The organism is Micromonospora marina (assembly GCF_900091565.1).
Taxonomy (GTDB): Bacteria; Actinomycetota; Actinomycetes; order Mycobacteriales; family Micromonosporaceae; genus Micromonospora; species Micromonospora marina.
In genome coordinates this window covers 310,699-333,514 of sequence record NZ_FMCV01000004.1, presented here as the reverse complement: position 1 = coordinate 333,514, position 22,816 = coordinate 310,699, and the positions used below count along the sequence as shown (strand labels likewise).

The window sequence follows — 22,816 nt, the reverse complement described above, 5'->3', positions numbered from 1 at the left end:
TTGCGGAAACCTTCCGGAAATGCACCAGCCATCTCACGCGCGGCGCGCTCGACTTCCTCCGTACCGTGCTGGGCGGCTGACCACCGGTTCCGCCGATGCCGGGCCGCCGGGGCTGGTAGACACGGCGGGTGGGTACCGGCAGACGCGCGACGGCGGTCCTGGCCGTCGCGGCCGCACTGCTCGCCGCCGCCTGCCAGCGGCCGGCACCGTCCCCGCCGCCGTCACCCACTCCGACCGGACCCCGCGCCCCGGCGGACTTCGTGGACCTCGCCACCGTCGACCCCACGATCCGCACCGACATCCGGTACGCGGGCCCGCACAACTTCGTCGGCCGGCCCGTCGACGGGTACGCCGAGCCGCGCTGCCTGCTCACCCGCCCGGCGGCGCAGGCGCTGCACCGGGTGCAGACCGCCGCGCTCGCCGGCGGGCACAGCCTCAAGGTGTACGACTGCTACCGCCCGCAGCGCGCCGCCGACGACTTCGTCGCCTGGGCGAAACTCCCCGGGGAGCAGCGGATGAAGCGCGAGTTCTATCCCGGCGTGCCGAAGGACCGGCTGTTCGCCGACGGCTACATCGGCGCGCCCACCGCGCACAGCCGGGGCAGCACCGTCGACCTGACCCTGGTTCCGGTCTCCGGGCCCCCGCAGGCCGCGTACACGCCCGGTCAGGCGCTCGTGCCCTGCACCGAGCCCGCCGGCCGTCGCTTCGCCGACGACTCGATCGACATGGGCACCGGGTTCGACTGCTTCGACCCGCGCGCCCACACCGCCGACGCGCGGATCAGCGACACCGCCCGCAGCAACCGGGACCTGCTGCGACGGCTGATGTCCGCCCAGGGCTTCGAGAACTATCCGCTGGAGTGGTGGCACTACCGGTACGTCGACGAGCCCTATCCGGACACCTGGTTCGACTTCCCGGTGGCCGGTTCGTCGCTGCGGTGACGCGGCCGTTCCACCAAAATCGATCGCAGCTAGGCTGGCGCTCGTGGAGACCGAACGGATCGGCCCGCCGCTGCTGGCCGGCGAGCGGGAGTCGTTGCGCGCCTTCCTCGACTTCCACCGGGCCACGCTGGCCCTCAAGTGCGAGGGACTGACCGACGAGCAGTTGCGCCGGGCGGCGTCGCCGCCGTCCACGCTGTCCCTGCTCGGGCTGGTGAGGCACATGGCGGAGGTGGAGCGCACCTGGTTCCGCCGGGTCATCGCCGCCGAGGACGTACCTCTGGTGTGGTCGGACAGCGGCGACTTCCAGCAGGCGTACGACGCCCGCGACGCCGACGTGGCGGAGGCGTTCGAGGCGTGGCGGCGCGAGATCGAGCACGCCCGGCGCATCGAGCGGGAGGCCGGGTCGCTCGACGTGACAGGTCACCAGGCACGCTGGGGCGAGGACGTCTCGCTGCGCCTGGTCATGCTGCACATGCTGCACGAGTACGCCCGCCACAACGGGCACGCCGACCTGATCCGCGAGGCGATCGACGGCACCGTCGGCGTCTGAGCCGGCGCGGTCGCCGCCCGCGCACCGGTCAGCGCGTGCGCAACGGCAGCCAGGCCAGCACGTCGCAGATCCGCGCGTCCCAGTACGCCCAGTCGTGGTCACCCGGACCGAAGTCGACGGTGACCGGCACGTCGCGTTCCCGGGCCACGTCGAGGAACCGCAGGCTGTCCTCGTACAGGAAATCTTCGGTGCCGCAGGCGACGTAGAGCGCCGGACGGTCGTCGCCGGAGCGCTCCAGCAGCCCCACCGTGTCGTCGTCGGCGGGCACCGGGCCGTCACCCCAGACGGTGTGCCACACCGCCGGGTCGACCGGACGGGTCGGATGGTGACGGCGACGCGTCACGTCCAGCGCGCCGGACAGGCTCGCCGCCGCCGCGAACGCCACGTACCGCTCGATCGCGGTGCGCCGGGTCCACGCCGTGTCGTCGTCGGTCAGGCCGTGCAACAGGTAGAGCACCGGCGGGTCACCGGCGGCGGCCGCGCCCGGCACGCCGATCCCGGCCGCGCCGCGATCGGGCAGCAGCACCGTCATCGACGTGCCCATGCCGAGCGCCTCGGAGAAGAAGTCACACCGGATCAGGGCCATGAGGCGGCAGCCTACCCCGGAGGGGTTCGATGAGGGCGTTCCTCTTGCCCCGGACGGTCACACGGGAAAAGATGGCCGGGCGTGCCGGAAACACACCCGTAACCTGCGCGCTGCTGGTCTCTGTCACGAGGAAGTGGGAGTCAGTCATGAGCGACGTGTCGGCCGCACTGGGTGTGCGCCTCTACCCGGACCTGGTCGAGCCCGGTGGTCTCGCCCCCGCGCTCGTGGCGACCGCCGCCGCGAACCAGCTCGACATCGGCGAGGTGACCGCGCCCGAGCAGGGGCGCAGCCGGTTCACCTGCGCCGAGATGACCTCGCCCCGGGGCGTCGTCTGCGTCAGCCTCGGCTCCCAGGCCCGTTACTTCATGATCGATCTGCGGGTGGACGGCGACGTCCAGGCCCGGGGCGACGCCACCGACCTGCTCCAGGTCGCGCAGGTCGCCGCCGCGTGGCGGGCCGGCATCACGCTCGCCGAGCTGACCGCGCGCTACCCGTTCATGGAGGAGATGCGGCGCCACCCGGTGGCGCACGCCGGCTGAGGCGACGAGCGACGGAATATCGCATTGCCGCCCGAGTGCGGCGGCCGTACCGTGAACGGGCAACGTCGATCCGATCCACCAGGGGAGCCTGCCGTGTCGCAGCAGAACCGCACCCGCGCCCAGCGGCAAGCGCCGCGCGCCGGTGTCCTGCTGCCAAAATCGGGCACGGGCCGGCGACGGCACTGGCAATCCGGGTGGTGGCGCGTCTAGCGCCGGCGCGACGATCCGCGCGAACCGCCCGCCCCGAGACCGGAGCCGGGCGGTTTCTCGTGTTCGGGGCACCTGTCTCAGACGGACATGAGCAAGGAGACGACGATGGGTTTCACCCCGCTGGCCGGTACCCGGGCGCCGGTCCGGGTCTGGACCGACCCGTACGCGATCGAGGCGCAGGCGGCCCGGCAGCTGCGCAACATCGGCGCGCTGCCGTGGGTGCAGGGCGTCGCGGTGATGCCGGACGTGCACTTCGGTAAGGGCGCCACCGTCGGCTCGGTGATCGCGATGCGGCAGGCCGTGTCGCCGGCCGCGGTCGGCGTGGACATCGGCTGCGGCATGTCCGCGGTGCGGACCTCGCTGACCGCCGCCGACCTGCCCGACGACCTCGCGCCGCTGCGTACGGCGATCGAGGCGGCGATCCCGGTCGGTTTCGCGATGCGTGACGACGCTGTCGACCCGCGCCGGATCCGCGGGCTGGAGCAGGCGGGCTGGGACGACTTTTGGCAGCGGTTCGGCACGCTGGACCGGAAGGTCGCGCAGCTCCAGACGCGGGCGCAGCGGCAGCTCGGCACGCTCGGCGGCGGCAACCACTTCATCGAGGTCTGCCTGGAGCAGGGCGGCCCGGACGACGGCCGGGTCTGGCTGATGCTGCACTCCGGTTCCCGCAACATCGGCAAGGAGCTGGCCGAGCGGCACATGGTGGTGGCGCGCGGACTGCCGCACAACACCGACCTGCCGGACCGGGACCTCGCGGTGTTCCTCGCCGGCACGCCGGAGATGGAGGCGTACCGGCGGGACCTGTGGTGGGCGCAGGAGTACGCCCGCCGTAACCGGGCGGTCATGCTCGCGCTGCTGAGCCAGGTGGTCCGGGACGCGTTCCCGCACGTCGGCTTCGACGAGCCGATCTCCTGCCACCACAACTACGTGGCGGAGGAGAGCTACGACGGGGTGGACGTGCTGGTGACCCGCAAGGGCGCGATCCGGGCCGGCAAGGGGGACCTGGGCATCATCCCCGGCTCGATGGGCACCGGCTCGTACATCGTGCGAGGCAAGGGCAACCTGGACGCGTACTGCTCGGCGTCGCACGGCGCCGGGCGGCGGATGTCGCGGGGGCAGGCGAAGCGGACGTACAGCACCGCGGATCTGGCCGCGCAGACCGCCGGGGTGGAGTGCCGCAAGGACGCCGGTGTGGTCGACGAGATCCCCGGCGCGTACAAGGACATCACCGAGGTGATGGCCCAGCAGGACGACCTGGTCGAGGTGGTCGCCCACCTCAAGCAGGTCGTCTGCGTGAAGGGCTGAGCGGCGGGGCCGGCGTCGAGGGGGCGCCGGCCCTACCGGGTACGCCGGACGACGCGCACGCCGATGGCTACCGCGCCGATGACGAGCAGCGCGGACAGAAGTTGCAGGCCGGGGGAGTCGTCGGCCTCCCCGTACACGAAGCCGGCGACGCCGACCGCGACGGCGAGCAGGGCGACGGCGGCGGCCAGGTATCTCATCGCTCCTCCTCGTCGGCGACCCATTCGAGCAGGTCGCCGGGCTGGCAGTCGAGCACCCGGCACATCGCCTCCAGGGTGCTGAACCGGACGGCCTTGGCGCGGCCGTTCTTGAGTACGGCGACGTTCGCCGGGGTGAGTCCCACGCGCTCGGCGAACTCGCCGACGCTCATCTTGCGCTTGGCCAGTTCGACGTCGATGCGCACGACGATCGGCATCAGATCACCGCTTCCATGTCGGTGCGCAGCGTGGTGGCCTGGCGCAGCAGCGCCCGCAGGACGACCATCAGCAGCCCCAGCACGCTGACGCCGGTGACCAGCAGGAGCAGCAGCAGCGGCAGTCCGGGGTCGTCGGCGTTGAAGCCGACGTAGAGGAACACGCCGACCAGCACAACCCAGGCGGCGGCGACCGCCCAGACGATCCCGTCGACCCAGCCCAGGGACGCCTCGGTGAAGATGCGGTCGCGTTTGACCAGGGTGAGCAGGTGCCAGGTGCAGACGATCACCACCTGGACGCAGAGCACCCAGAAGATCGTGACCGCGGTGGCGGGCCACCGCAGGTACGCCATGTCCGGGTCTTCCCGGGCCATGTGGGCGAACTGCCCGGGCAGCGACATGGTCTGGAACAGCACCAGGATCGCGAACAGCAGGACCAGGAAGGCGCGGAGTGGTGTCACCGCGCGTTGCGCCGCAAGCATGCATCGACTATCGCGCGGAACCTATCGAAAGTCAATCGGTATCGTCTGCGCGGTGGCCGACGGCGTAGCGGACGTGCACGGCGTGCCGCGAGCGGTGGACGGCGCTGATCTCCAGGTCGACGTCCCGGTCGACCATGAGGAAACATCAGGGAACCGGCGTCCGGATCGGGCTGGTCGGCGGTGCGGTAGGTGAGCACGACCAGCGGCGCCGGACTTATCGCCGCCTCCGGCGTCAGCCGTACACCGGATGCTCGGCCTGGAACGCCAGCCGGCGGTCCGCGTCGGCGGCCAGCTCGGCGAGCACGTCGTCGAGGTCCAGGAACGTCTGCCAGCGCTCCTGGCCGGTGATGCCGGCGAGCCGGTCGACCACGAGCTGTTCCAGGTCGGTGACCCGGCGGCCCTTCCACACCTTGTCGGCCAGGCTGACCATCAGGTCCTCCAGCTGCACGCCGGGGGAGTGCCAGGCGGCGTGGGTGACGGCGAAGCGGGCCCGTTCCTCCGGTACGCCGAAGCGCAGCAGCAACTGGTAGCCCGCCTCCTCGTGGGCGGACCCGGGGCCGGTCAGCTCGGCCGGGTGCTCGACCTTGCCGAGGTCGTGCACGGCCGCCCCGAACAGCACCGCCTGCCTGTCGAACGGCACCGCACCGAACCGGTCGGCGAACGCGGCGGTCAGGTGCCAGGCGACGTCGTGCACCAGTCGCAGGTGCGCGCCGAGGCGCGGCGGGGCGGCGAGTGCGTCCAGCAGTTCGACCGCCACGCCGGGCAGCGGGAGCAGCGGCGGGTCGCCCGGTTCGGTGAGAGCGCGGCGCAGCGCGTCGGAGGTCATCGGGGCGAGCGTACCGGTCTGCGGCGCACTCACCAGCGGTGAAGGACGAGCAGCCGAGCGTGAAGCGGCCACTCGTCCGATTCCCGTGCGTCGATCCACTCGGGAGGGTGAGGCCACGTCTCACACGGGGGTTGCCGGATGACAGCAATGAATCGTCGTGCCCTGCTGCGCACCGCCGCACTCACCGGGCTGGCCACCGCGACCGGGCTGGCCGCCGCGTCCACCGCCGCGCCCGCGGCCGCCGCCGACGTGGTGAACGGGTCGTGGCTGGTCAGCGTCGGCTGGGGTGTGCTCCAGGTCGACCCGGGCCGCACCACGCCGCGGGAACTGCTGCCGAACGGGGACCACGCCAAGACCTCGCCGGACGGCCGGTACGTGGCATGGGTCAACACGGCCCGCTCGGGCGACGGCACGCTGGAGCCGTTCGTCGCCGTGTACGACCGGATCACCGGCCAGAAGCGCACACTGCTCGCCGACCCGTTCGGCGTCCACTACGGTGCACCGACCTGGTCGCCCGACGGCAGGGAGATCGCGCTGGTCACCGGCGGGAACCGGGACCGGCTGATCGCCGTCGACGTGGCGACCGGCGGCACCCGCTTGCTGGTCGAGGGGCACACGATGACCGACCCGGACTGGTCCCGGGACGGCTCGATGATCGTGGTCAGGTGGCGCAGCCGTTCGCAGGGCTGGCAACTGCGGGTGCTCGAACTCGCGACCGCCGCGGTGCGGCCGATCTACACGCCGGCGCCGGGCGAGATGTTCCTCTCGCCGGTCTTCACGCCGCACTCCGGGCGCGTGGTGTTCTGCACCGACCGCTGGTATCCGGACCTGGAGACGCGCAACCAGTCCCTCGCCTCGGTGCGGATCAACGGGACCGGGCTGAAGAAGCTCACCGACGAGCCCCGGTTCTACCTGTCGCCGGTGTTCTCCCCGGACGGCCGCTACTGCGCCGCACTGTCGATCCCACCGGAGAACGAGTACCCCGACGGCGGCAACATCATCGTGTCCACCAGTGGCTTCGGCGAACAGTGGTGGATCCCCGGCGACGAGTACGACGACAGCACCCGGCTGGACTGGGCCCGGGCCGTCTGACTCACCCGATCGGCGCGGCGGCCGGACGACCGGCCGCCGCGTCGTACCCCGGGTGGATGTGCGCCCCGGACGGCGGAAGCGGTGCGAGGCTTGGGGGCGGACGCCGCCGTCGGGGCCGGCGTCCGCTGTGGAGGTGTGATGGCCGAGCCGCCGACCGGGACGTCCGCGCAACGCGCGCAGGCGCACGGCAGGCACGCCAACCTCTGCCGCTACCACGACGGCGCCGAGGTCGACGGGTACGTCGACGACCCGTACCACCGGGTGCGCCGCGCGGTCGCGGCCGGGCTGATGGCCGAGGGGGTGACCCGGCGCGGGCCGGTGCTGGAACTGGGCTGCGGGCCGCGCGGCATGCTCGACCCGGCCGCGTTGCCCGGCCCGGTGGTGCTCGCGGACATGGCCGAGACGGCGCTGCGCACGGCCCGCGCGGCGGCCGGCGGGCGGGCGCTGCCGGTCCGGCTGGACGCCACCCGCGGGCTGCCGTTCCGGGCCGGCAGCTTCGCCGGGTTGCTCGCCGGGGAACTGATCGAGCACGTGTACGACCCGCTGGCGCTGCTGCGGGAGTGTCACCGGGTGCTGGTGCCCGACGGCCTGCTGGTGCTCACCACCCCGAACCTGGCGCCGGTGCAGGACCGGCTGGCGTTCCTCGCCGGCCGGGCGCCACGGCAGGTCGACCCGCTGCACCCGTACCTGTGGCTGCACATCCGCCCGTTCACCGCCTCGCTGCTGCGCCGGACGCTGCGCCGGGCCGGGTTCACGCCGGTGGCGCTGCGCTCCAACGAGGTCGGCTGGCGGCTGCCGGGCGGCCGGTGGGTGGCCTCGCGCCGGCTGGCCCGCGCCGCACCGGGGCTCGGCGGCTCGCTGATCTGCGCGGCCCGCCGGCACGGCGTACCGCCACCACCGCATAACAGGGTGTGATGAAGACATTGACAACGGGCTATCATGGGGGTTCCGTCGTCGACCGGGGGATGTCATGACGCGCCTGCTCGCCTGGGTCGTGACCAATCTCGACGCGTTCATCGGCCTGGTCCTGGCCCTCACGGTGTCCGTGCTCGGCCTTACCAACGCGGTCGACCAGGAGGTCGTCAACAGCGCGATCCTGCTGGTGCTGGGCCTGCTCGCGCAGGCGATGCTGCGGGACCGGCTGCGCCGCCGCACCACTGAGCGGGAGGTCCGACAGGTCATCTCGGACACCCGCGACCGGCTGACGGACCTGGTGCCGCAGATGCAGGAGATCACCGGCCCGGAGGGCGCGCTGAACCGGGCCCGCGAGGCCATCGACAGCGTCTCCATGGTGCGCGTGCTGCACGGCAGCGAGGTCGGGCAGGCGCTCGCCGAGGCGCGGCGGCACACCGACCAGTGGAGCTTCAAGGGCGGCACCGGCACCTTCCTGCGCGCGGTCACGCTGCCCGACTGCCTGGACCACGCCCGGCGGCGCAACGCCACCCTCACCGTCGCGATCGAGATCATCGACCCGACCGACGAGGAGGTCTGCGAGCGGTACGCGCGGTTCCGGCGCAGCCTCGACCCGGACGCGCCGGGCGAGCCGTGGACCGTCGACCGCACCCGCAAGGAGTCGTACGCGACGGTGCTGGCCGCCTGCTGGCACCTGCAACGCTCCGGCCTGCTCACCGTCGACGTCCGGCTCTCCGCGCAGATGACCACCTTCCGCTACGACCTGTCCTCCTCCTGCGTCGTCATCACCCAGGAGAACCCGCAGACCCCCGCCCTGCGCGTCGACCGCGGCGAGGTCTACTACAACCGTTTCAACATCGAGCTGGACTACAGCCGCCGGCAGAGCCGGCGCGTGCCGATCGAGGCGGCGGCCCAGGTCAAGCTCGACGACGAGCCGTCGGTCGAGCAGGTACGGCGGTTGTTCACCGCCCTCGGCCTGACGCTGCCCCGGTCCTTCGGCGACCGCGAGGTCGCCGACATCATCGGCAAGGCCGTCCAGGCGAGGAACCCCTACTCATGACCAGTTACGCCGACCTCGCACGGGAGATCGACCGGGGCACCCGGCCGGAGATGCTGCGCGGCTGGGTGCTGGACGTGCTCGGCGACGTCGCCGACGGGCGGCGGCCGCTGCGCGCGGTCCGGCACCCGCTCGGCTTCACCTGCCTGCCCGTGGAACGCGACGGCCCGGACGGCATCTGCGTGCACGCCTGGCCGGCCGACCCGCCGCCGGTGCGCCCGACCACCTCCACCATGCACTCGCACAGCTGGGACCTGCTGAGTCACGTGCTGCACGGCACCGTCCGCAACGAGCTGATCGAGGTCGACGACGCGCCGGCCGACCCGGCCTGGCGGATCTACGAGGTGCACAGCCTCGGCGAGGTGGACGAGATGGCCGCCACCGACCGGCTGGTCACCGCGATGACCGCGACGGTGGAGACGCACTCGGCCGGCGACTCGTACGCGCTGCGCGCCGGCGGCTTCCACACCTCGGAGGTCGACGCCGGTGAGCCGGCGGTGACAGTGGCGCTCGGCCGGACCACTCCCGGCGCCTGCGACCTGAGCCTCGGCGCGGTGGACGGGCGCAGCCACCGGGTACGCCGGGACCGTTGCGACGCGGCGGAGACCGCGCGGATGGCGCGGGAGATCGCGCGACTGGTGGCACGGGGCTGACTGGCTGGAGGAGCCATGGACGTGGAGCCGAGCAGAGGCGGGCCCGACCTGCGCGACGCGCACCGGTTCGCGGTGCAGGCCGCGCAGGCGGCGGGCCGCCTGCTGCGCCGGGGCACCCGGAGGGAGGTGCACGCCCGAGCCAAGAACGACACCGGTGACCTGGTGACCGACCTCGACCTGGCCGCCGAGCGGCTGATCGTCGACCGGATCCGGGCCCGCTGGCCGGAGCACGGCGTGATCGCCGAGGAGGGCGGCGAGTACACCCCGGACACCACCTGGACGTGGCTCGTCGACCCGCTCGACGGCACCAACAACGTGGCGATCGGCCTGCCCGCGTACGTGGTCGGGATCGCCCTGTGTGACAACGGTTCGCCGGTGCTCGGCGTGGTGCACGACCCGGTCGCGGGCCGTACCTGGTCGGCGGTGCGCGGCCGGGGCGCGTTCGTGCACGAGTCCGGCCCGGCCGCGCGGCCGCTGCGCGCCGCGCGGCGTCCGGTGCCGTCCGCGCCGGTGCTGGCCTGGACCCAGGGGCACGAGGTACGCCGCGACGACAGCACCGCCCGGGCGCTGAAGGTGGTGCTGGACACCAGCGCCCGCCGGGTGCTGCAACTGTGGGCGCCGTTGCTGTCCTGGGTGATGCTGGCCCGCGGCGACATCGACGGCATCGTCGGCTACCGTCCCGAGGCGGTCGACCTGCCGGCCGGGATGCTGCTCGCCGTCGAGGCCGGCATGGCGGTCCGCGCGCTCGACGGCGGCACGTTCGACGACCGGTACGGCTGCCCCGCCGACCGGCGCAGCTTCGTGGCCGGGCCACCGGAGACCATCGACCGGCTGGTCAAACTGGTCACCGCGGCACAGTGGATCGAGCCGCAGGTACGCCGCCTCACCCCGGTCGGTCTCGGCTCGGTCGGCTGGTGAGCCGCTTCGGCTAGCCTCGGCGGGATGGCCGCCAGACAACTCAAGCTCGGGCTCCGGGTCCGCGACCTGGACCGCTCCCACCGGCTCTACCTGCGACTCGGCTTCAAGGAGATCCCGCAGACCGACCAGACGAACCTGCGTTACCTCACGTTCGGCCACACCTGGCTGGTCCTGTCCGACATGCACCGTCACGGGCACCACAACGCGGAGCGGGAACGCGCGGTCAAGGCCGGGCCGCCGGGGCTCGGTGTCGTCCTCACCGTGCCCACCGTCGACCTGGACGCCACGTACGCGCTGTGGCGCGACGAAGGGCTGCCGGTGACGCTGGAGCCGGAGGACGTGGGATGGGCGCGGATCTTCTACGGGCTCGACCCGGACGGCTACGAGGTCATGTGCGAGCAGTTCCACCCCGTCACGGGCGCCTGACCGTACGTGCCGGATGTTGCCGCCTGATCATACGATTCGATGCCACGCCGCCGTGGCTAGGCTCCTCGCGTGTTCTCGCTGAGCAGTCCACATCAGACGAAAACCGGCCGGCCGATCGGGCCGTGCCATGGGTGAGCCGGACGAGTACTGGACGGACGTGCGGGACCGTTGGTCGCGGGTCGTGTCCGCTGTCGACAACTCCGGCGCCGGCCACTCGGGTGGCGGGCGGGTGTCGATCGCCGAGACCACGCGACGACCCACGAGTGACATCATCCCGGTGTTGGTGGCGGGCCAGCGCGGGGTCGGGAAAAGCGCGCTGTACCAGGCGTTGCTCGGCGACAACGGCTACATCCGGCAGCGGGACGAGGACCATGTGCCGCACCGCCTCGTGCTCGCGGCCGGCCGGCGCCAGGCCCATGTGACGCTGGTGGTGAGCCCCGGCCAGACCGCGGGCGGCGACTACTCCTCCGGCGAGGTGGACAAGTGGGACGCCATGCTCAAGCCGCCGAACCACCCGACGGGCGTCATCTACGTCGCCGCCGCCGGGTACGACGAGCCGTGGGATCCCCGCGAGGTCAACGTCCTCGAGGAGCGGCGGCAACGGCGTGAGGACGAACTCCGCCGGCAGGTCGAGGCCCGGCTCTGGGAGCAGTGGCAGGCATCCCTCGACGCGACGCCCACCGAGGAGGAGCGGCGGGACCGGGCCGAGCAGATCGCCCGCGAGGTCGAGGCGGCGATCCCGTCGCCGTCCGAGCAGCTCTGGGCGCAGAACCGGAACGTCGAACTCGAACACTTCTCCCGGTTCTGCCAGAACCTGATGCCCTGCTGGGTCGACAATCCGGCCGCCAAGGACCTCTGGTTCGTCCTGGCGGTCACCAAGGCCGACCTCTACTGGACCGACCAGCTGGGCCAGGTCGAGGAGTACTACCTGCCGGGCGCCGACGGTGAGCCCACATCGGACTTCCAGCGACAGCTGGTCACTCTCATCCGTGCCTTCGGCCACCGCAATCGCCCCCGGCTGGCTGTGCTGCCGGTCGCCGGTCGCCGGCAGGACTACCGCTTCATCCCTGGAGTCGGTGAGAAACAGGCGATGTTCGACGACATGAAGTTCGCCGCGGTGCAGCGGAGCCTCCGGACGACCGTGGGAGAGTTCTGTGGGCTGGGATCCTGAGCGGGGCGGTGACCTGTCCGGCCCGGAGTTCGAGCGGCTCCTCGGTGGCGCGGAGCACCTGCTGACCCGGGTGGACGCGGCGCGGGAGCGGCTGCGCTGGTACGAGGCACTGCGGGCGGTCGTCCTGGCCGTACTGGTCCTCGTGGGCCTGGTCGCGGCCGTGTCGGCGTCCGACTGGTGGACCGGGGCGGGCGTCGCGGCAGGTGCGACGGTGGTCGTCGCGTGGTTCGCCGGGACCTTCCGCCGAAGCGTCGTCAAGCCGCTGCTGAGCCAGATCTACCGCGACGAGAAGCTGATGGTCGCCACCGTGAACATGCTGCGCGAGCTGCTGCCGCTGCTGAGCCACGACGAGCGGTGGAGCGAGGTGAGGCAGGATCGAAGCCGCCTGCGTCTCGGCCGCTTCCCCATCGAGCCACGGGGCCTGTGATGGCGCGGACGGAGAACGCGGCAGGCGGTCGGCGCGAGGCCGGCATCTGGCTCGTCGCCGGACGTGTCGGTGTCGCGCTCGGAGTGGTCAACGGGATCGTGCAGGTCGTCCGAACCGTCGTCGCCGGGCGGGTGGGAATCCGTGGCGTGCTCACCGACGGGTGGGTGCTCGGCAGCGCGGCGCTGACCGGAGGCTTCGCTCTGGTGTTCGGAGCGGTGATGGTGCTGTACGCCCGCTTCTGGTTCCGGTCGAGCCCGTTCGACGACTTCCGCCCGGACCGGCAGGCCGTGCGCCGGCGCATCGACCGTGGCGGCTGGAGCCTGGCCGGGCTCGGCGCGGTGATCCTCGCCGCCACCGGGGCGGCCTGGTTGACCCTTCGCTGAGCGGCGCTCCGGCGGCTCAGGCGACCGGCCGCGACGGCATCCGGTCAGCCAGGAAATCGGTCCAGGTCCGCACACCTCTCGCGGCGCCCGGCCGGGCGAGGTTCGCGCCCTCCCGGTACGCCCGGCCGGCCCGCCCGGGGATGCGTACCGGCAGGCGTGCCCGGCGCTTCCCGGCGGCGGTCAGGTAGCCGGTCAGCAGCTCGCCGATGCCGTACGTGTCCGGCCCGGCCAGGTCCGGCACCAGCCCGGCCGGTGCGCCCAGCGTCAGCTCGGCCAGCCGGGCCGCCACCTCGGCCGCGTCGACCGGCTGCAACCGCAGCCCACCCGGAACCGGCACCATCGGCAGCCGCGTCATCGCCGTCAGCATCGTGAACACCAGGTCGTGCACCTGCGCGGCGCGCAGCACGGTCCAGGGCACGCCGGAGTCCGTCACCGCGCGCTCGGCGTCGAGCTTGGACCGGATCCAGGCCAGCGGCACCCGGTCGGCGCCGGTCACCGAGATGTGCACCAGGTGGGCCACAGCTGCCCGGTGCGCGGCGCGGGCCAGGTGGGCGGTGGCACGGTCGTCGCCCTTCGCGCCGCCGGCCAGGTGCAGCACAGTGGACACCCCGCTCAGGGCGGGGCCGAGGTCCGCGCCGCCGAGCAGGTCGGCGGCCACGTGGGTGACACCGTCGCCGGGCCGCCCGCCGCGCCGGCTGAGCACGCGCACCGGGTGCCCGGCGGCGCGCAGCAGCGGCACGACGTGCCGGCCGATCGTGCCGGTGCCGCCGGTGACCAGAATGGGTGCGTTCATCGTCGTCCTCCCGTTGTCGGTGCTGCCACCTCGACCCGCGCCGGCCTGCCGACGTGACAGGTGTGACGGCTGTCACCTGTGGTCACATCGGTGACCCGGCGCGGGTCGAGTCGATGTGCGGGAGGGGAGGCTCAGGTGATGGACCTGGCGGAGCGGTTCGAGCGGGAGCGGCCACGGCTGCGCGCGGTGGCGTACCGGCTGCTCGGGTCGCTCACCGACGCCGAGGACGCGGTGCAGGAGACCTGGCTGCGGCTGTCCCGCACCGACGCGGACACCGTGGAGAACCTCGACGCCTGGCTCACCACTGTGGTCGCCCGGGTCAGCCTCAACACGCTGCGGTCCCGCGCCGCCCGCCGGGAGGACCCGCTGGACGTACGCCTACCCGATCCGGTGGTGGACACCGGCGCCGACGATCCGGCGCACGCCGCGGTGCTCGCCGACTCGGTGGGCCTGGCGCTGCTGGTGGTGCTGGACACGCTGACCCCGGCCGAGCGGCTCGCGTTCGTGCTGCACGACATGTTCGGCGTGCCGTTCGACGAGATCGGCCCGCTCGTCGACCGCTCGCCGGCGGCGGCCCGGCAGCTCGCCAGCCGGGCCCGCCGCCGGGTACGCGGGCAGGCGCCCATCCCCGATCCGGACTTGTCCCGGCAGCGGGCGGTGGTCGACGCCTTCCTCGCCGCCGCCCGCGACGGTGACCTCGACGCGCTGATCGCGGTGCTGCACCCGGACGTGGTGCTGCGCTCCGACGCCGGGACCGCCCGCGCCCGCCACACGGTCGTGCTCACCGGCGCGACGACTGTGGCGGCGCAGGCCACCACGTTCGGCCGGCTGTTCCCGCACGCCCGGCCGGTGCTCGTCAACGGCGCCGCCGGGGTGCTGGTGACCGCCGGCGACCGCCCGCTGTCGGTGATGGCGTTCACCGTCACCGGCGGCCGGATCGCCGCCGTGGACGTGATCGCCGACCCGCGCCGGCTGGCCGCGCTCGGCCTCGCCGGCTGACCCGGAGTCGCGGACCGTCAGTCGACCAGGGCCAGGTTGGCCATGTCGACCACCGGGCGGAAGCCGAGCCGGGCGTAGAGCCGGTTCGACACCGGGTTGGCCTGGTCGGTGAACAGGCACACCCGCGCGCCCTCGGCGGTGAGCAGCCGGCACACCTCGGCGACGGCGTTGCCGGCCCAGCCGCGTCCGCGCTGCTCCGGTGGCGTGTAGACCGGCCCGACGCGGGCCACGCCGAACGAGGTCGGGTTGGCGGCGGTCAGGTGCACCGGAGCACCCGCCTCGTCGGTCCAGAACCAGACCCGCCCGTCCCGGATGCGGCGCAGCAGCTCGGCGGGGTCGGGCGTCTCGTGGGCGCTCGTCCCGCGCGGGCGGCCCGCCTGCTCGTCGGCGTCGTCCATGAACGCGCCGAACCAGGCGGCGACCAGGTCGACGTCGCCGGTGGTGGCCGCCCGCAACGCGCCGGGCACCGGTGCGGGCGGAGTGAGGTGGTCGAGCAGGTGCAGCCGGGTGTGCTGGGCCACAGCGACCCGCCCGCCGTCGAGGCGTGCGACCTCGTCGGCGCAGGCGCGCGCGGCGGGCAGCGCGCCGTTCACCGCGCGGACCCGCTCGCCGCGCCGGTGCCACGCCCCGGCCAGCGCCACAGCGGCTGCCTCGGGCATCGGCAGCAGGAACGGCGGTCGCGGCGGGAACGGCGCGGTACGCATCGCGGCGCCCACCACCGCCCCGGAGGCGTCGCGCACCACCAGCCACCAGTCGTCCTCGGGCAGCGCGACGCCCTCGGCGCGGCGGGCCGCCATCCGCTGCGCGACAGTGGCGACGACCGTGCCGACCACCGGATCGGCGGCCAGGTACGCCTCGGCGGCGGCGAGGAACTCGCCCGGGTCGGTGCAGAAGTGCAGCGTGGGTGCGGCGGTCATGCGGGCACGGTAGCCACCGCCCGGGATCGGGCCGTACCGGTTTTCCCGCCCCGGCGAAGGTGGGCGATGCCGCGATGCTAGGCGCCGGGACCGACAAGAAGCGCCGTCACGGTGGCGGCGGTGGCGAGCACGGCGAGCGCGGCACTGGTGGCCACGAACCGGCCCAGCGGCACGGCCACCCCGGCGGCCCGGCAGCGCTCGTACCAGATCAGTGTCGCCAGCGACGCCCACGGCGTGGCCAGCGGACCCACGTTCGTGCCGATCAGCAGCGCCAGCAACTGGGTGTGCCGGTCGGCCGCGATCACCGCCTCGCCGGCCAGGTATGCGGGCAGGTTGTTCACCACGTTGCTGAACAGCGCACCGACCGCGCCCGCCCGCAGCGCCCCCTCCGCGCCCGGGTCGGTGCCGATGAGCGTGCCCATCACCGTGTCCAGGCCGTGCCGGCCGATGGTCTGCACCACGAGGAACAGCCCGGTCACGAACACCAGCAGCCGCCACGGCACCAGCGCCGGACGCAGCCGGTGCCGGGCCCGGACCGCGAAGCCGGCGACCAGGATCGCGGCGGCCGCCCCGGAGGCGATGCCGATCTCCACCCCGGCCAGGATCCCGGCGACGAACAGCAGGCAGGCCGCCAGCGCGGTGCGGTAGAGCACCCGGTCCGGCGGCACGTACGGCGGCGGCGGGACGAACGGGTCGGCGCCGGTGCGCGCCGGACGCCAGTACCACCACCACAGCAGCAGCGCGGTCACCGCCACGGCGACCAGCTGCGGCCACCACATCCGGGCCGCCCACGGCACCGGGTCCAGGCCGACCCGGTCGCTGGCCAGGATGTTCGTCAGGTTGGACACCGGCAGCAGCAGACTGGCCGTGTTCGCCAGCCACACGGTGGTCATCGCCAGCGGCGTCGGCGGCACGTTCAGCGCCCGGGCCAGCGCGATCATCACCGGTGTGAGCAGCACCGCCGTGGTGTCCAGGTTGAGCGCGATCGTGGTCACCGAGGCGAAGCCGACGCAGAGCCAGAACAGGGCCCGGAAACTGCCCCGCGCGGTCACCGCCACCCGGGTCGCGAGCGCGTCGAACACCCCGGCCACGGCGGTCAGCTCGGCCAGCACCACCACCGTGCCGAGGAAGATCAGGATGGGGACGATGCGCCGCATCGTCGCCTCGGCGTCGGCGCGGGGGAGTAGCCCGGTGAGCACACACACCACACCGAGCACGGCCAGCCCGATCGCGATCCGGTCCAGCACGTGCAGGCGGCCCCAGCGGGAGCGGTCGGGCACGGCGTTCGGCGGATCGCCGGGGGTCTCCACGAGGGATGATCCTCGCACGTGCCCGTGCGGGCGGAGGAGCCCGGCGCGATCGCGATCCGGGCTGCCGAGGGTGTCGATCTGTTGACCGTCGGTGGCCATAATGACCACGTGGTTGTAGGCGCGCACCCCACCCGGTCCGACCGCCCCATCGATTTCTTCATCAGCTACTCGCCCGCGGACGAACGCTGGGCGACGTGGCTGGCGTGGGAGTTCGAGGCCGCCGGCTACCGCACGTTGTTGCAGGCGTGGGACTTCGTGGCGGGCACCAACTTCATCGACTTCATGGACCGCGGCGTCCGTGAGGCCGAGGTGGTGGTGGCGGTGCTGTCCGAGCGCTACCTGCACTCGACGTACGGCAAGCTGGAGTGGCAGGCCGCGCTGCGCGCCGACCCGGACGGCGCCGGCAACAAGCTCGTCACGGTACGCGTCGAGGACTGCCCGATCGACGGCCTGCTCGCCACCATCACCTATGTGGACCTGGTCGGCGTGGACGACCCGGCGCAGGCCCGCAACCGGGTGCTCGACCGCATCCGGGAGGCGCTCGACGGCCGGGCCAAGCCGATGCGGCAGCCGGCGTTCCCGCACCACCCGGCCGACCCGCACGGGGTGCTCGCCGCGCCCGCCGCCGGTGCGCCCGCGCCCCGCCGCGCCCGGCGTACCCCGATCAACCCGCCGCCGTTCCCGCCCGCCGCCGCGGCGCCACCGGCCGCCCGGGACACCGTCACCGTGCTCCAGGTCGCCGGGCCGCGCTTCGGCCGGGGCGTGATCACCCCCGGCGCGCCGGTCACCCCGGGCGAGGTGCAGGAGCACCTGATGGGCGACCTCACGCTGCTGATGAACGACGGTGTGCCCCGGCCGGACCTGCTCGTCGTCGCCGGCAACCTCACCGAGTCGGGCAGCCCGCGCGAGTTCTCCGACGCGCTGAGCTTCCTCACCGGCCTGCGGGTGCTGCTCGGGCTGGAGCCGCACCGGCTCGTCGTGGTGCCCGGCCCGCGCGACGTGACGATGGCGGCGTGCCGTGCCTACTTCGCCACCTGCGAGGCCGACGACGTCGACCCGCAGCCGCCGTACTGGCCGAAGTGGCGGCACTACGCGCGCCTGTTCGACGACCTCTACCAGGGACTCGACGACCGGATCTTCGACAGCGAGCAGCCGTGGACCCTGTTTCCCGTGCCGGACCTGCGGGTGGTGGTGGCCGGGCTGAACTCCACCATCGCCATCACCCACCGCGAGGAGGACCGGTACGGCTTCCTCGGCGAGGCGCAGTCCAGCTGGTTCGCCCAGCGGCTGCGCCACTACCAGCAGTCCGGCTGGCTGCGGCTGGGCGCGATGGCGCACGCCCCGGGGCCGCGCAGCCCGTACGCCGACGAGGTGCCGCCGGACCCGGTGTCGCTGCGCGACCGGGGCTCGGTCAACCGGCTGGTCGGCCCGATGCTCAACCTGCTGCTCGCCGACGCCGCACCGTCGGCGCGGGTGGACCCGGTGGTGCCGCTGGCCGCCGCGCCCCGCGACGGCCGCGCGCAGGTCCTGCGGCTCGGCGCGGACGGGATGACCCGCTGGGTGCTCGGCCGCGACGACCGGCGCGACGGCGGCGCGGTCACGGCGGTGTCCTGGCCGCACGCCGAGGCCACCTTCGGCGCGTCCGGCCCGGCGCAGGTGCCCGACCCGCGCCGCCCGGCCGCCGTCGAGGGGGCCACCCAGGGCGCGGCGGCGGCCGCTGCTCCGGTCGCCCCGGTGCAGCGGCTGCTGGACCGGCTCGCCGAGGTCTGCGAGGCCCGCTACGACCGGGTGGTGGTGCGCCACGTCGGCACCGACCCGCCGCACCTGTACATCAGCTACCGCTCCGACGGGGTGGTCCGCCAGCAGCGCGTCGGCGCGCACGTGGGCACCCCCACCGCGGCCGACGTGGACGTCTTCGCCCGCCGGGTGCACGCCACCGACCCGGACATCGCCTCCGAGTTGGTCTACGACGGCGACCGGGTGCCGCGCGGGCTGGCGGAGGAGGCGCAGCGGCGCGGCGTCCGCGTGCTGCACCTGACCGAGTTCCAGGGCCTGCTCGACCTGCGCGAGTACGTCGCCGCGCAGACCGCCCGGCTCCAGGCCGACCGGCTCTACCCGCCCGGGCAGTACGTGCCGCAGCGCTTCCGCCACCTCGTCGGCGCCGACCAGCGCGTCCGCGACGACGTGGTGGACGAGCTGCTGGAGACCGTCTACGCGCCGGACGGCCGGTTCGTGCTGGTGCTCGGCGACTTCGGCCGGGGCAAGACGTTCGCGTTGCGGGAGGTGGCCCGCCGGCTGCCCACCGCCGCGCCCGACCTGATCCCGATCCTGGTCGAGCTGCGCGCGCTGGACAAGGCGCACTCGGTGGACGGCCTGGTCGCCGCGCACCTGGCCAACCACGGCGAGCAGGTGATCGACCTCAAGGCGTTCCGCTACATGCTGCGCCAGGGCCGGATCGTGCTGCTGTTCGACGGGTTCGACGAGCTGGTCGCCCGGGTGACCTACGACCGGGCGGCCGACCACCTGGAGACGCTGCTCCAGGCAGCCGAGGGCAACGCGAAGATCGTGGTGAGCAGCCGTACCCAGCACTTCAAGACCAACTCGCAGGTGCTGACCGCGCTCGGCGAGCGGGTCGGCCTGCTGCCGCACCGGCGCGTGCTGGCGGTGGAGGACTTCAACCCCGGGCAGATCGAGGCGTTCCTGCGCAACCGGTACGGCGGCGACGAGCAGGCCGCCCGCGAGCGGATGGACCTGCTCGCCGGCGTGAAGGACCTGCTCGGGCTGTCCCGCAACCCGCGGATGCTCGGCTTCATCGCCAACCTCGACGAGGGGCGGCTCGCCGCGGTGGCCGGTGCGGGCGGCACGTTCAGCGCCGCCGCGCTGTACCGGGAGATCCTGGAGTCCTGGCTGGACTTCGAGGAGCGCCGCACCCAGGGCATCCCGGGCGCGCCGGTGAGCCTGCGCCGGCCCGAGCTGTGGCAGGCGGTGAGCCGGCTGGCGTTCCAGATGTGGGAGAGCGGCGAGGCGTACCTTCGCCTGGCCGAGCTGGCCGAGTCCACCGGCCAGCTCGCCGGGCGGGCCGACTCGCGGCTGTCCGGCCCGCAGGCGGCGCACGCGGTCGGCGCGGGCAGCCTGCTGGTCCGTACCGACGACGGGCTGTTCGGGTTCATCCACACCTCGGTCATGGAGTGGCTGGTCGCCGAGAGGGTGGCCGAGCAGATCAACCGGGGCGAGGAGCCGGCCGCGCTGGCGGTACGGTCGCTGTCCGCGCTCGCCGTGGAGTTCCTCGGCGACCTGGCCGACCCGGCCCGCTGCACCGCCTGGACCGCCCGGGTGCTCGGTGACGAGTCGGCGGGCGAGACGCTGCGCGCCAACGCGCTGCGGCTGTCCGCCCGCCTGCGCCTGCCCGACCGGGCCGACCTGCGTGGCGCGGTGCTGCGCGGCGAGGACCTGTCCCACCGCGAACTCGCCGGCGCCGACCTGACCGGCGCCGACCTGACCGACGCGCGGCTGGTCGCCACCAACCTGAGCGAGGCGCGGCTGGAACACGCCCGGCTGCGCGGCGCCCGCCTGGACCAGGCCCGCCTCGCCGGGGCGGACCTGCGCGACGCGGAGATGGCCGGGGCCCGTCTGTTCCGAACCGACCTGCGCGGCGCGCGCGTGGCCGGCAGCAGCTGGCACCGCACCGCGCTGATCGACGTCAGCGCCGACGCGGCCCTGCTGCGCGCCCCGGAACTGCGCGGCGCCGTCGTCGCGCCGGGTCGGCCGGTCGCGCCGGGCCTGGCCCCGCCCGCCGTGGGCGTCGGCTACGGCTTCGAGGTGGGCCGGCTGCCGGTGCCGGTGGCGTACAGCCCGGACGGCGCGGTGCTCGCGGTGGGCAGCGACGACGGTGGTGTGCTGCTCTGTGACACCGCCACCGGGCTGCCGGTGCGGACGCTCGCGGGCCACCGGTCCCGGGTCTACGCGGTCCGCTACGACGCCGCGTCCCACCAGCTCGTCACCGGCTCGGCCGACCTCACCGTACGGCTGTGGGACGCCGACCACGGCGACGTGCGGCACGTCATCGAGGACGTCTTCACCGGCTGGGTGTGGCCGCTGCTCACCGACGGCCGCCGCAGCCGCCTGGTGGTCGGCGACGCCGCGGGCGTGGTGCGGCTGTACGACGTGCGCGGCGCCCGGCTGCGGCACGAGTGGCCCGGCCACGTCGCGCCGATCTGGGGCACCTCGTTCAGCCCGGACGGGCGGCGGGTGGTGGTGGCCGACAGCGCCGGCACGGTCCGCGGCTGGGACATCCCCACCGGCAGGCTGGCGTTCGAGGTACGCGAGCCGGAGGTGGTCTACCGGGTGGTGCACTCGCCGGACGGCCGGCTGCTCGCCGCCGTCGGTCAGCACGGCCGGATCTGGATCCGCCGGGCCACCGACGGCGAACTGCTGCGCGCGCCGCGCGGCCACGAGGCCGACGTGTACGCCCTCGACATCCACCCCGACGGCACGCTGATGGCCACCGGCGACACGCACGGCGCGCTGCGGCTGTGGGAGATTGAGACGGGCCGTCCGGTGCGGGTGCTCGGCCGGCAACGCGGCGCGATCTACAGCGTCCGGTTCAACGGCGACGGCAGCCTGCTCGCCACCGCCGCCAGCGACGGCGCGATCCAGCTCTGGGACACCGACGACGGGCAGGTGCGGCACGAGCTGACCCGGCACCGCGGCTCGGTCTGGCCGGTGGCCTGGCGACCGGACCAGAACCAGGTGGCGACGAGCAGCAACGACGGCACCACCCGGCTGTGGGACGTCCGCACCGGGCAGCTCCAGCACACGCTGCGCGGGCACGGCCGGCGCGTCACCGCGCTGTCCTTCCGCGACGACGGCGGGGTGCTCGCCGCCTGTGGCAACGACGGCGTGATCCGGCTCTGGGAGCCGCGTACCGGCCGCCTGCTGCGGCAGCTCGCCAGCCCGGCCGACCGTCTGCTGTCGGTGGTGTTCTGTCCCGAGGAGCCGCTCGTGGCCACGCCCAGCGGCGACGGCGGCGTGCACCTGTGGAACACCGACACCGGCGCCGACGAGCGCGAACTCAACGTGGACACCGATCATGTCTGGGCGGTCGCGTTCAGCCCGGACGGGGACGCCCTGGCCACCGCGAACGACGACGACACGGTTCGCCTGTGGTACCGCCGTACCGGCCGGCACTTCGCCACGCTCACCCCGCACCGGGGACGTGTGCGCACCGTCGCGTTCAGCCCCGACGGCGAGACCATCGCCACCGGGTGCGACGACCAGACGGTACGCCTCTGGGACGCCGCCACCGCCACCTGCCGGCTCACCCTCGAACACCACACCGACCGGGTCTACTCGGTCGGCTTCAACAGCGAGGGCACGCTGCTCGCCAGCGCCGGCAACGACGGCACGGCGGTGGTCTGGGACGCGGTCACCGGCGAGCGGCGGCTGGTGCTCACCGAACACGACGGCCGGCTCTGGTCCTGCGCGTTCAGCCCGGACGGCAACCTGCTCGCCACCGCCGGGGACGACCTGGTGATCCGGCTCTGGGATCCGGTCACCGGCCGGCTGCACGGCACCCTGGCCGCGCACACCCGCCGCGTCTGGTCGGTGCACTTCAGTCCGGACAGCAGCCTGCTCGCGAGCGCCGGTGACGACGGCACGGTACGGCTGTGGGACGTGGCCGACCCGGAGCACGCCCAGATGCGCACCACGCTGATCGGACTGCCGGACGGGTGGGCGGCGGTCAGCCCGGACGGCCGGTACAAGCTGGACGGCGACCCGGGCGGCCAGTTCTGGCACGTCATCGGCACGTGCCGCTTCGAGGTGGGCGAGCTGGACCCCTACCTGACCCAGGTCCGCCGCCTGCCGGTGGACGCCCCCTTCTGACCCCCCGGCGCCGCTCCCGGTGATCAA

General features: G+C 73.7%; 23 protein-coding genes. 15 read left to right on the top strand and 8 right to left on the bottom strand.

What is annotated here, in order from left to right:
* The first annotated feature begins 128 nt into the window (after positions 1-128).
* The gene (locus GA0070215_RS08125) at positions 129-941 is read left to right on the top strand and encodes a M15 family metallopeptidase (RefSeq protein WP_018784162.1); all 813 of its coding nucleotides are present in this window, start codon (positions 129-131) and stop codon (positions 939-941) included.
* 43 nt (positions 942-984) lie between these two features.
* On the top strand, positions 985-1,491 hold the full coding sequence (locus GA0070215_RS08120; protein WP_091043510.1) for a DinB family protein: 507 nt from the start codon (positions 985-987) through the stop codon (positions 1,489-1,491).
* 28 nt (positions 1,492-1,519) lie between these two features.
* Here GA0070215_RS08120 and GA0070215_RS08115 read toward each other — a convergent pair whose 3' ends face one another.
* Positions 1,520-2,077, bottom strand: a complete 558-nt coding sequence (locus GA0070215_RS08115; protein ID WP_091043507.1) for an alpha/beta hydrolase — start codon at positions 2,075-2,077, stop codon at positions 1,520-1,522.
* 146 nt (positions 2,078-2,223) lie between these two features.
* Between GA0070215_RS08115 and GA0070215_RS08110 the strand changes: the two genes are divergently transcribed.
* On the top strand, positions 2,224-2,616 hold the full coding sequence (locus GA0070215_RS08110; RefSeq protein ID WP_018784165.1) for a hypothetical protein: 393 nt from the start codon (positions 2,224-2,226) through the stop codon (positions 2,614-2,616).
* Positions 2,617-2,931: 315 nt separating this feature from the next.
* Complete coding sequence (locus GA0070215_RS08105; protein ID WP_091043741.1) at positions 2,932-4,131, top strand: RtcB family protein; 1,200 nt, start codon at positions 2,932-2,934, stop codon at positions 4,129-4,131.
* A 32-nt stretch (positions 4,132-4,163) separates the two neighbouring features.
* Here GA0070215_RS08105 and GA0070215_RS28385 read toward each other — a convergent pair whose 3' ends face one another.
* The 4 genes from GA0070215_RS28385 to GA0070215_RS08090 form a co-directional block, all read right to left on the bottom strand.
* The gene (locus tag GA0070215_RS28385; protein ID WP_167361495.1) at positions 4,164-4,328 is read right to left on the bottom strand and encodes a hypothetical protein; all 165 of its coding nucleotides are present in this window, start codon (positions 4,326-4,328) and stop codon (positions 4,164-4,166) included.
* Positions 4,325-4,543 (bottom strand): helix-turn-helix domain-containing protein, encoded by a 219-nt coding sequence (locus tag GA0070215_RS08100; RefSeq protein WP_013476639.1) that lies wholly within the window; start codon positions 4,541-4,543, stop codon positions 4,325-4,327. The genes GA0070215_RS28385 and GA0070215_RS08100 overlap by 4 nt, the downstream gene beginning before the upstream one ends.
* Positions 4,543-5,022 (bottom strand): DUF2975 domain-containing protein, encoded by a 480-nt coding sequence (locus tag GA0070215_RS08095; RefSeq protein ID WP_091043504.1) that lies wholly within the window; start codon positions 5,020-5,022, stop codon positions 4,543-4,545. Before GA0070215_RS08095 ends, GA0070215_RS08100 begins: the two co-directional genes overlap by 1 nt.
* A 232-nt stretch (positions 5,023-5,254) precedes the next feature.
* Entirely contained in the window at positions 5,255-5,848 is a 594-nt protein-coding gene (locus tag GA0070215_RS08090) for an HD domain-containing protein (RefSeq protein ID WP_091043739.1), read from the bottom strand.
* A gap of 147 nt (positions 5,849-5,995) precedes the next feature.
* Here GA0070215_RS08090 and GA0070215_RS08085 point away from each other — a divergent pair, with 147 nt between their 5' ends.
* The 9 genes from GA0070215_RS08085 (at position 5,996) to GA0070215_RS08045 (ending at position 12,887) form a co-directional block, all read left to right on the top strand.
* On the top strand, positions 5,996-6,940 hold the full coding sequence (locus GA0070215_RS08085) for a TolB family protein (protein WP_244166911.1): 945 nt from the start codon (positions 5,996-5,998) through the stop codon (positions 6,938-6,940).
* Between the two features lie 138 nt (positions 6,941-7,078).
* Positions 7,079-7,855 (top strand): methyltransferase domain-containing protein, encoded by a 777-nt coding sequence (locus GA0070215_RS08080; RefSeq protein ID WP_091043497.1) that lies wholly within the window; start codon positions 7,079-7,081, stop codon positions 7,853-7,855.
* 55 nt (positions 7,856-7,910) lie between these two features.
* On the top strand, positions 7,911-8,912 hold the full coding sequence (locus GA0070215_RS08075; protein ID WP_018784175.1) for a hypothetical protein: 1,002 nt from the start codon (positions 7,911-7,913) through the stop codon (positions 8,910-8,912).
* On the top strand, positions 8,909-9,562 hold the full coding sequence (locus GA0070215_RS08070; protein ID WP_091043494.1) for a sulfurtransferase TusA family protein: 654 nt from the start codon (positions 8,909-8,911) through the stop codon (positions 9,560-9,562). The genes GA0070215_RS08075 and GA0070215_RS08070 overlap by 4 nt, the downstream gene beginning before the upstream one ends.
* A gap of 15 nt (positions 9,563-9,577) precedes the next feature.
* On the top strand, positions 9,578-10,480 hold the full coding sequence (locus GA0070215_RS08065) for an inositol monophosphatase family protein (protein WP_091043492.1): 903 nt from the start codon (positions 9,578-9,580) through the stop codon (positions 10,478-10,480).
* Positions 10,481-10,504: 24 nt separating this feature from the next.
* Complete coding sequence (locus GA0070215_RS08060; protein WP_091043490.1) at positions 10,505-10,906, top strand: VOC family protein; 402 nt, start codon at positions 10,505-10,507, stop codon at positions 10,904-10,906.
* A gap of 127 nt (positions 10,907-11,033) precedes the next feature.
* Positions 11,034-12,077 (top strand): hypothetical protein, encoded by a 1,044-nt coding sequence (locus GA0070215_RS08055; RefSeq protein ID WP_091043485.1) that lies wholly within the window; start codon positions 11,034-11,036, stop codon positions 12,075-12,077.
* Positions 12,061-12,504: a hypothetical protein gene (locus GA0070215_RS08050; RefSeq protein WP_013286525.1), complete on the top strand. Its 444-nt coding sequence runs from the start codon at positions 12,061-12,063 to the stop codon at positions 12,502-12,504. Before GA0070215_RS08055 ends, GA0070215_RS08050 begins: the two co-directional genes overlap by 17 nt.
* Complete coding sequence (locus tag GA0070215_RS08045) at positions 12,504-12,887, top strand: hypothetical protein (RefSeq protein WP_013286524.1); 384 nt, start codon at positions 12,504-12,506, stop codon at positions 12,885-12,887. The genes GA0070215_RS08050 and GA0070215_RS08045 overlap by 1 nt, the downstream gene beginning before the upstream one ends.
* A 16-nt stretch (positions 12,888-12,903) precedes the next feature.
* On the opposite strand, the gene GA0070215_RS08040 is transcribed toward GA0070215_RS08045, so the two are convergent.
* Positions 12,904-13,680, bottom strand: coding sequence for an SDR family oxidoreductase (locus tag GA0070215_RS08040; RefSeq protein WP_091043481.1), 777 nt, complete (start codon positions 13,678-13,680; stop codon positions 12,904-12,906).
* Positions 13,681-13,818: 138 nt separating this feature from the next.
* On the opposite strand from GA0070215_RS08040, the gene sigJ reads away from it, so the two are divergent.
* Entirely contained in the window at positions 13,819-14,679 is an 861-nt protein-coding gene (gene sigJ, locus GA0070215_RS08035; RefSeq protein ID WP_091043477.1) for an RNA polymerase sigma factor SigJ, read from the top strand.
* A gap of 17 nt (positions 14,680-14,696) precedes the next feature.
* On the opposite strand, the gene GA0070215_RS08030 is transcribed toward sigJ, so the two are convergent.
* Positions 14,697-15,596 carry a GNAT family N-acetyltransferase gene (locus GA0070215_RS08030; protein ID WP_091043473.1) on the bottom strand — a complete coding sequence of 300 codons (900 nt, stop codon included), beginning with the start codon at positions 15,594-15,596 and terminating at the stop codon, positions 14,697-14,699.
* Positions 15,597-15,673: 77 nt separating this feature from the next.
* On the bottom strand, positions 15,674-16,906 hold the full coding sequence (locus tag GA0070215_RS08025) for an SLC13 family permease (RefSeq protein WP_091043469.1): 1,233 nt from the start codon (positions 16,904-16,906) through the stop codon (positions 15,674-15,676).
* A 108-nt stretch (positions 16,907-17,014) separates the two neighbouring features.
* Between GA0070215_RS08025 and GA0070215_RS08020 the strand changes: the two genes are divergently transcribed.
* A complete protein-coding gene (locus tag GA0070215_RS08020; RefSeq protein WP_091043736.1) occupies positions 17,015-22,789 on the top strand; it encodes a WD40 domain-containing protein in 5,775 nt (1,924 codons plus the stop codon).
* Positions 22,790-22,816: the final 27 nt, after the last annotated feature.

Bases quoted from the DNA above. Each gene is read 5' to 3' on its own strand.
- GA0070215_RS08115 (WP_091043507.1), bottom strand. From the start codon at position 2,077: ATGGCCCTGATCCGGTGTGACTTCTTCTCCGAGGCGCTCGGCATGGGC.
- GA0070215_RS08110 (WP_018784165.1), top strand. From the start codon at position 2,224: ATGAGCGACGTGTCGGCCGCACTGGGTGTGCGCCTCTACCCGGACCTG.
- GA0070215_RS08105 (WP_091043741.1), top strand. From the start codon at position 2,932: ATGGGTTTCACCCCGCTGGCCGGTACCCGGGCGCCGGTCCGGGTCTGG.
- GA0070215_RS28385 (WP_167361495.1), bottom strand. From the start codon at position 4,328: ATGAGATACCTGGCCGCCGCCGTCGCCCTGCTCGCCGTCGCGGTCGGC.
- GA0070215_RS08100 (WP_013476639.1), bottom strand. From the start codon at position 4,543: ATGCCGATCGTCGTGCGCATCGACGTCGAACTGGCCAAGCGCAAGATG.
- GA0070215_RS08095 (WP_091043504.1), bottom strand. From the start codon at position 5,022: ATGCTTGCGGCGCAACGCGCGGTGACACCACTCCGCGCCTTCCTGGTC.
- GA0070215_RS08090 (WP_091043739.1), bottom strand. From the start codon at position 5,848: ATGACCTCCGACGCGCTGCGCCGCGCTCTCACCGAACCGGGCGACCCG.
- GA0070215_RS08085 (WP_244166911.1), top strand. From the start codon at position 5,996: ATGAATCGTCGTGCCCTGCTGCGCACCGCCGCACTCACCGGGCTGGCC.
- GA0070215_RS08080 (WP_091043497.1), top strand. From the start codon at position 7,079: ATGGCCGAGCCGCCGACCGGGACGTCCGCGCAACGCGCGCAGGCGCAC.
- GA0070215_RS08075 (WP_018784175.1), top strand. From the start codon at position 7,911: ATGACGCGCCTGCTCGCCTGGGTCGTGACCAATCTCGACGCGTTCATC.
- GA0070215_RS08070 (WP_091043494.1), top strand. From the start codon at position 8,909: ATGACCAGTTACGCCGACCTCGCACGGGAGATCGACCGGGGCACCCGG.
- GA0070215_RS08065 (WP_091043492.1), top strand. From the start codon at position 9,578: ATGGACGTGGAGCCGAGCAGAGGCGGGCCCGACCTGCGCGACGCGCAC.
- GA0070215_RS08060 (WP_091043490.1), top strand. From the start codon at position 10,505: ATGGCCGCCAGACAACTCAAGCTCGGGCTCCGGGTCCGCGACCTGGAC.
- GA0070215_RS08055 (WP_091043485.1), top strand. From the start codon at position 11,034: ATGGGTGAGCCGGACGAGTACTGGACGGACGTGCGGGACCGTTGGTCG.
- GA0070215_RS08045 (WP_013286524.1), top strand. From the start codon at position 12,504: ATGGCGCGGACGGAGAACGCGGCAGGCGGTCGGCGCGAGGCCGGCATC.
- GA0070215_RS08040 (WP_091043481.1), bottom strand. From the start codon at position 13,680: ATGAACGCACCCATTCTGGTCACCGGCGGCACCGGCACGATCGGCCGG.
- sigJ (WP_091043477.1), top strand. From the start codon at position 13,819: ATGGACCTGGCGGAGCGGTTCGAGCGGGAGCGGCCACGGCTGCGCGCG.
- GA0070215_RS08030 (WP_091043473.1), bottom strand. From the start codon at position 15,596: ATGACCGCCGCACCCACGCTGCACTTCTGCACCGACCCGGGCGAGTTC.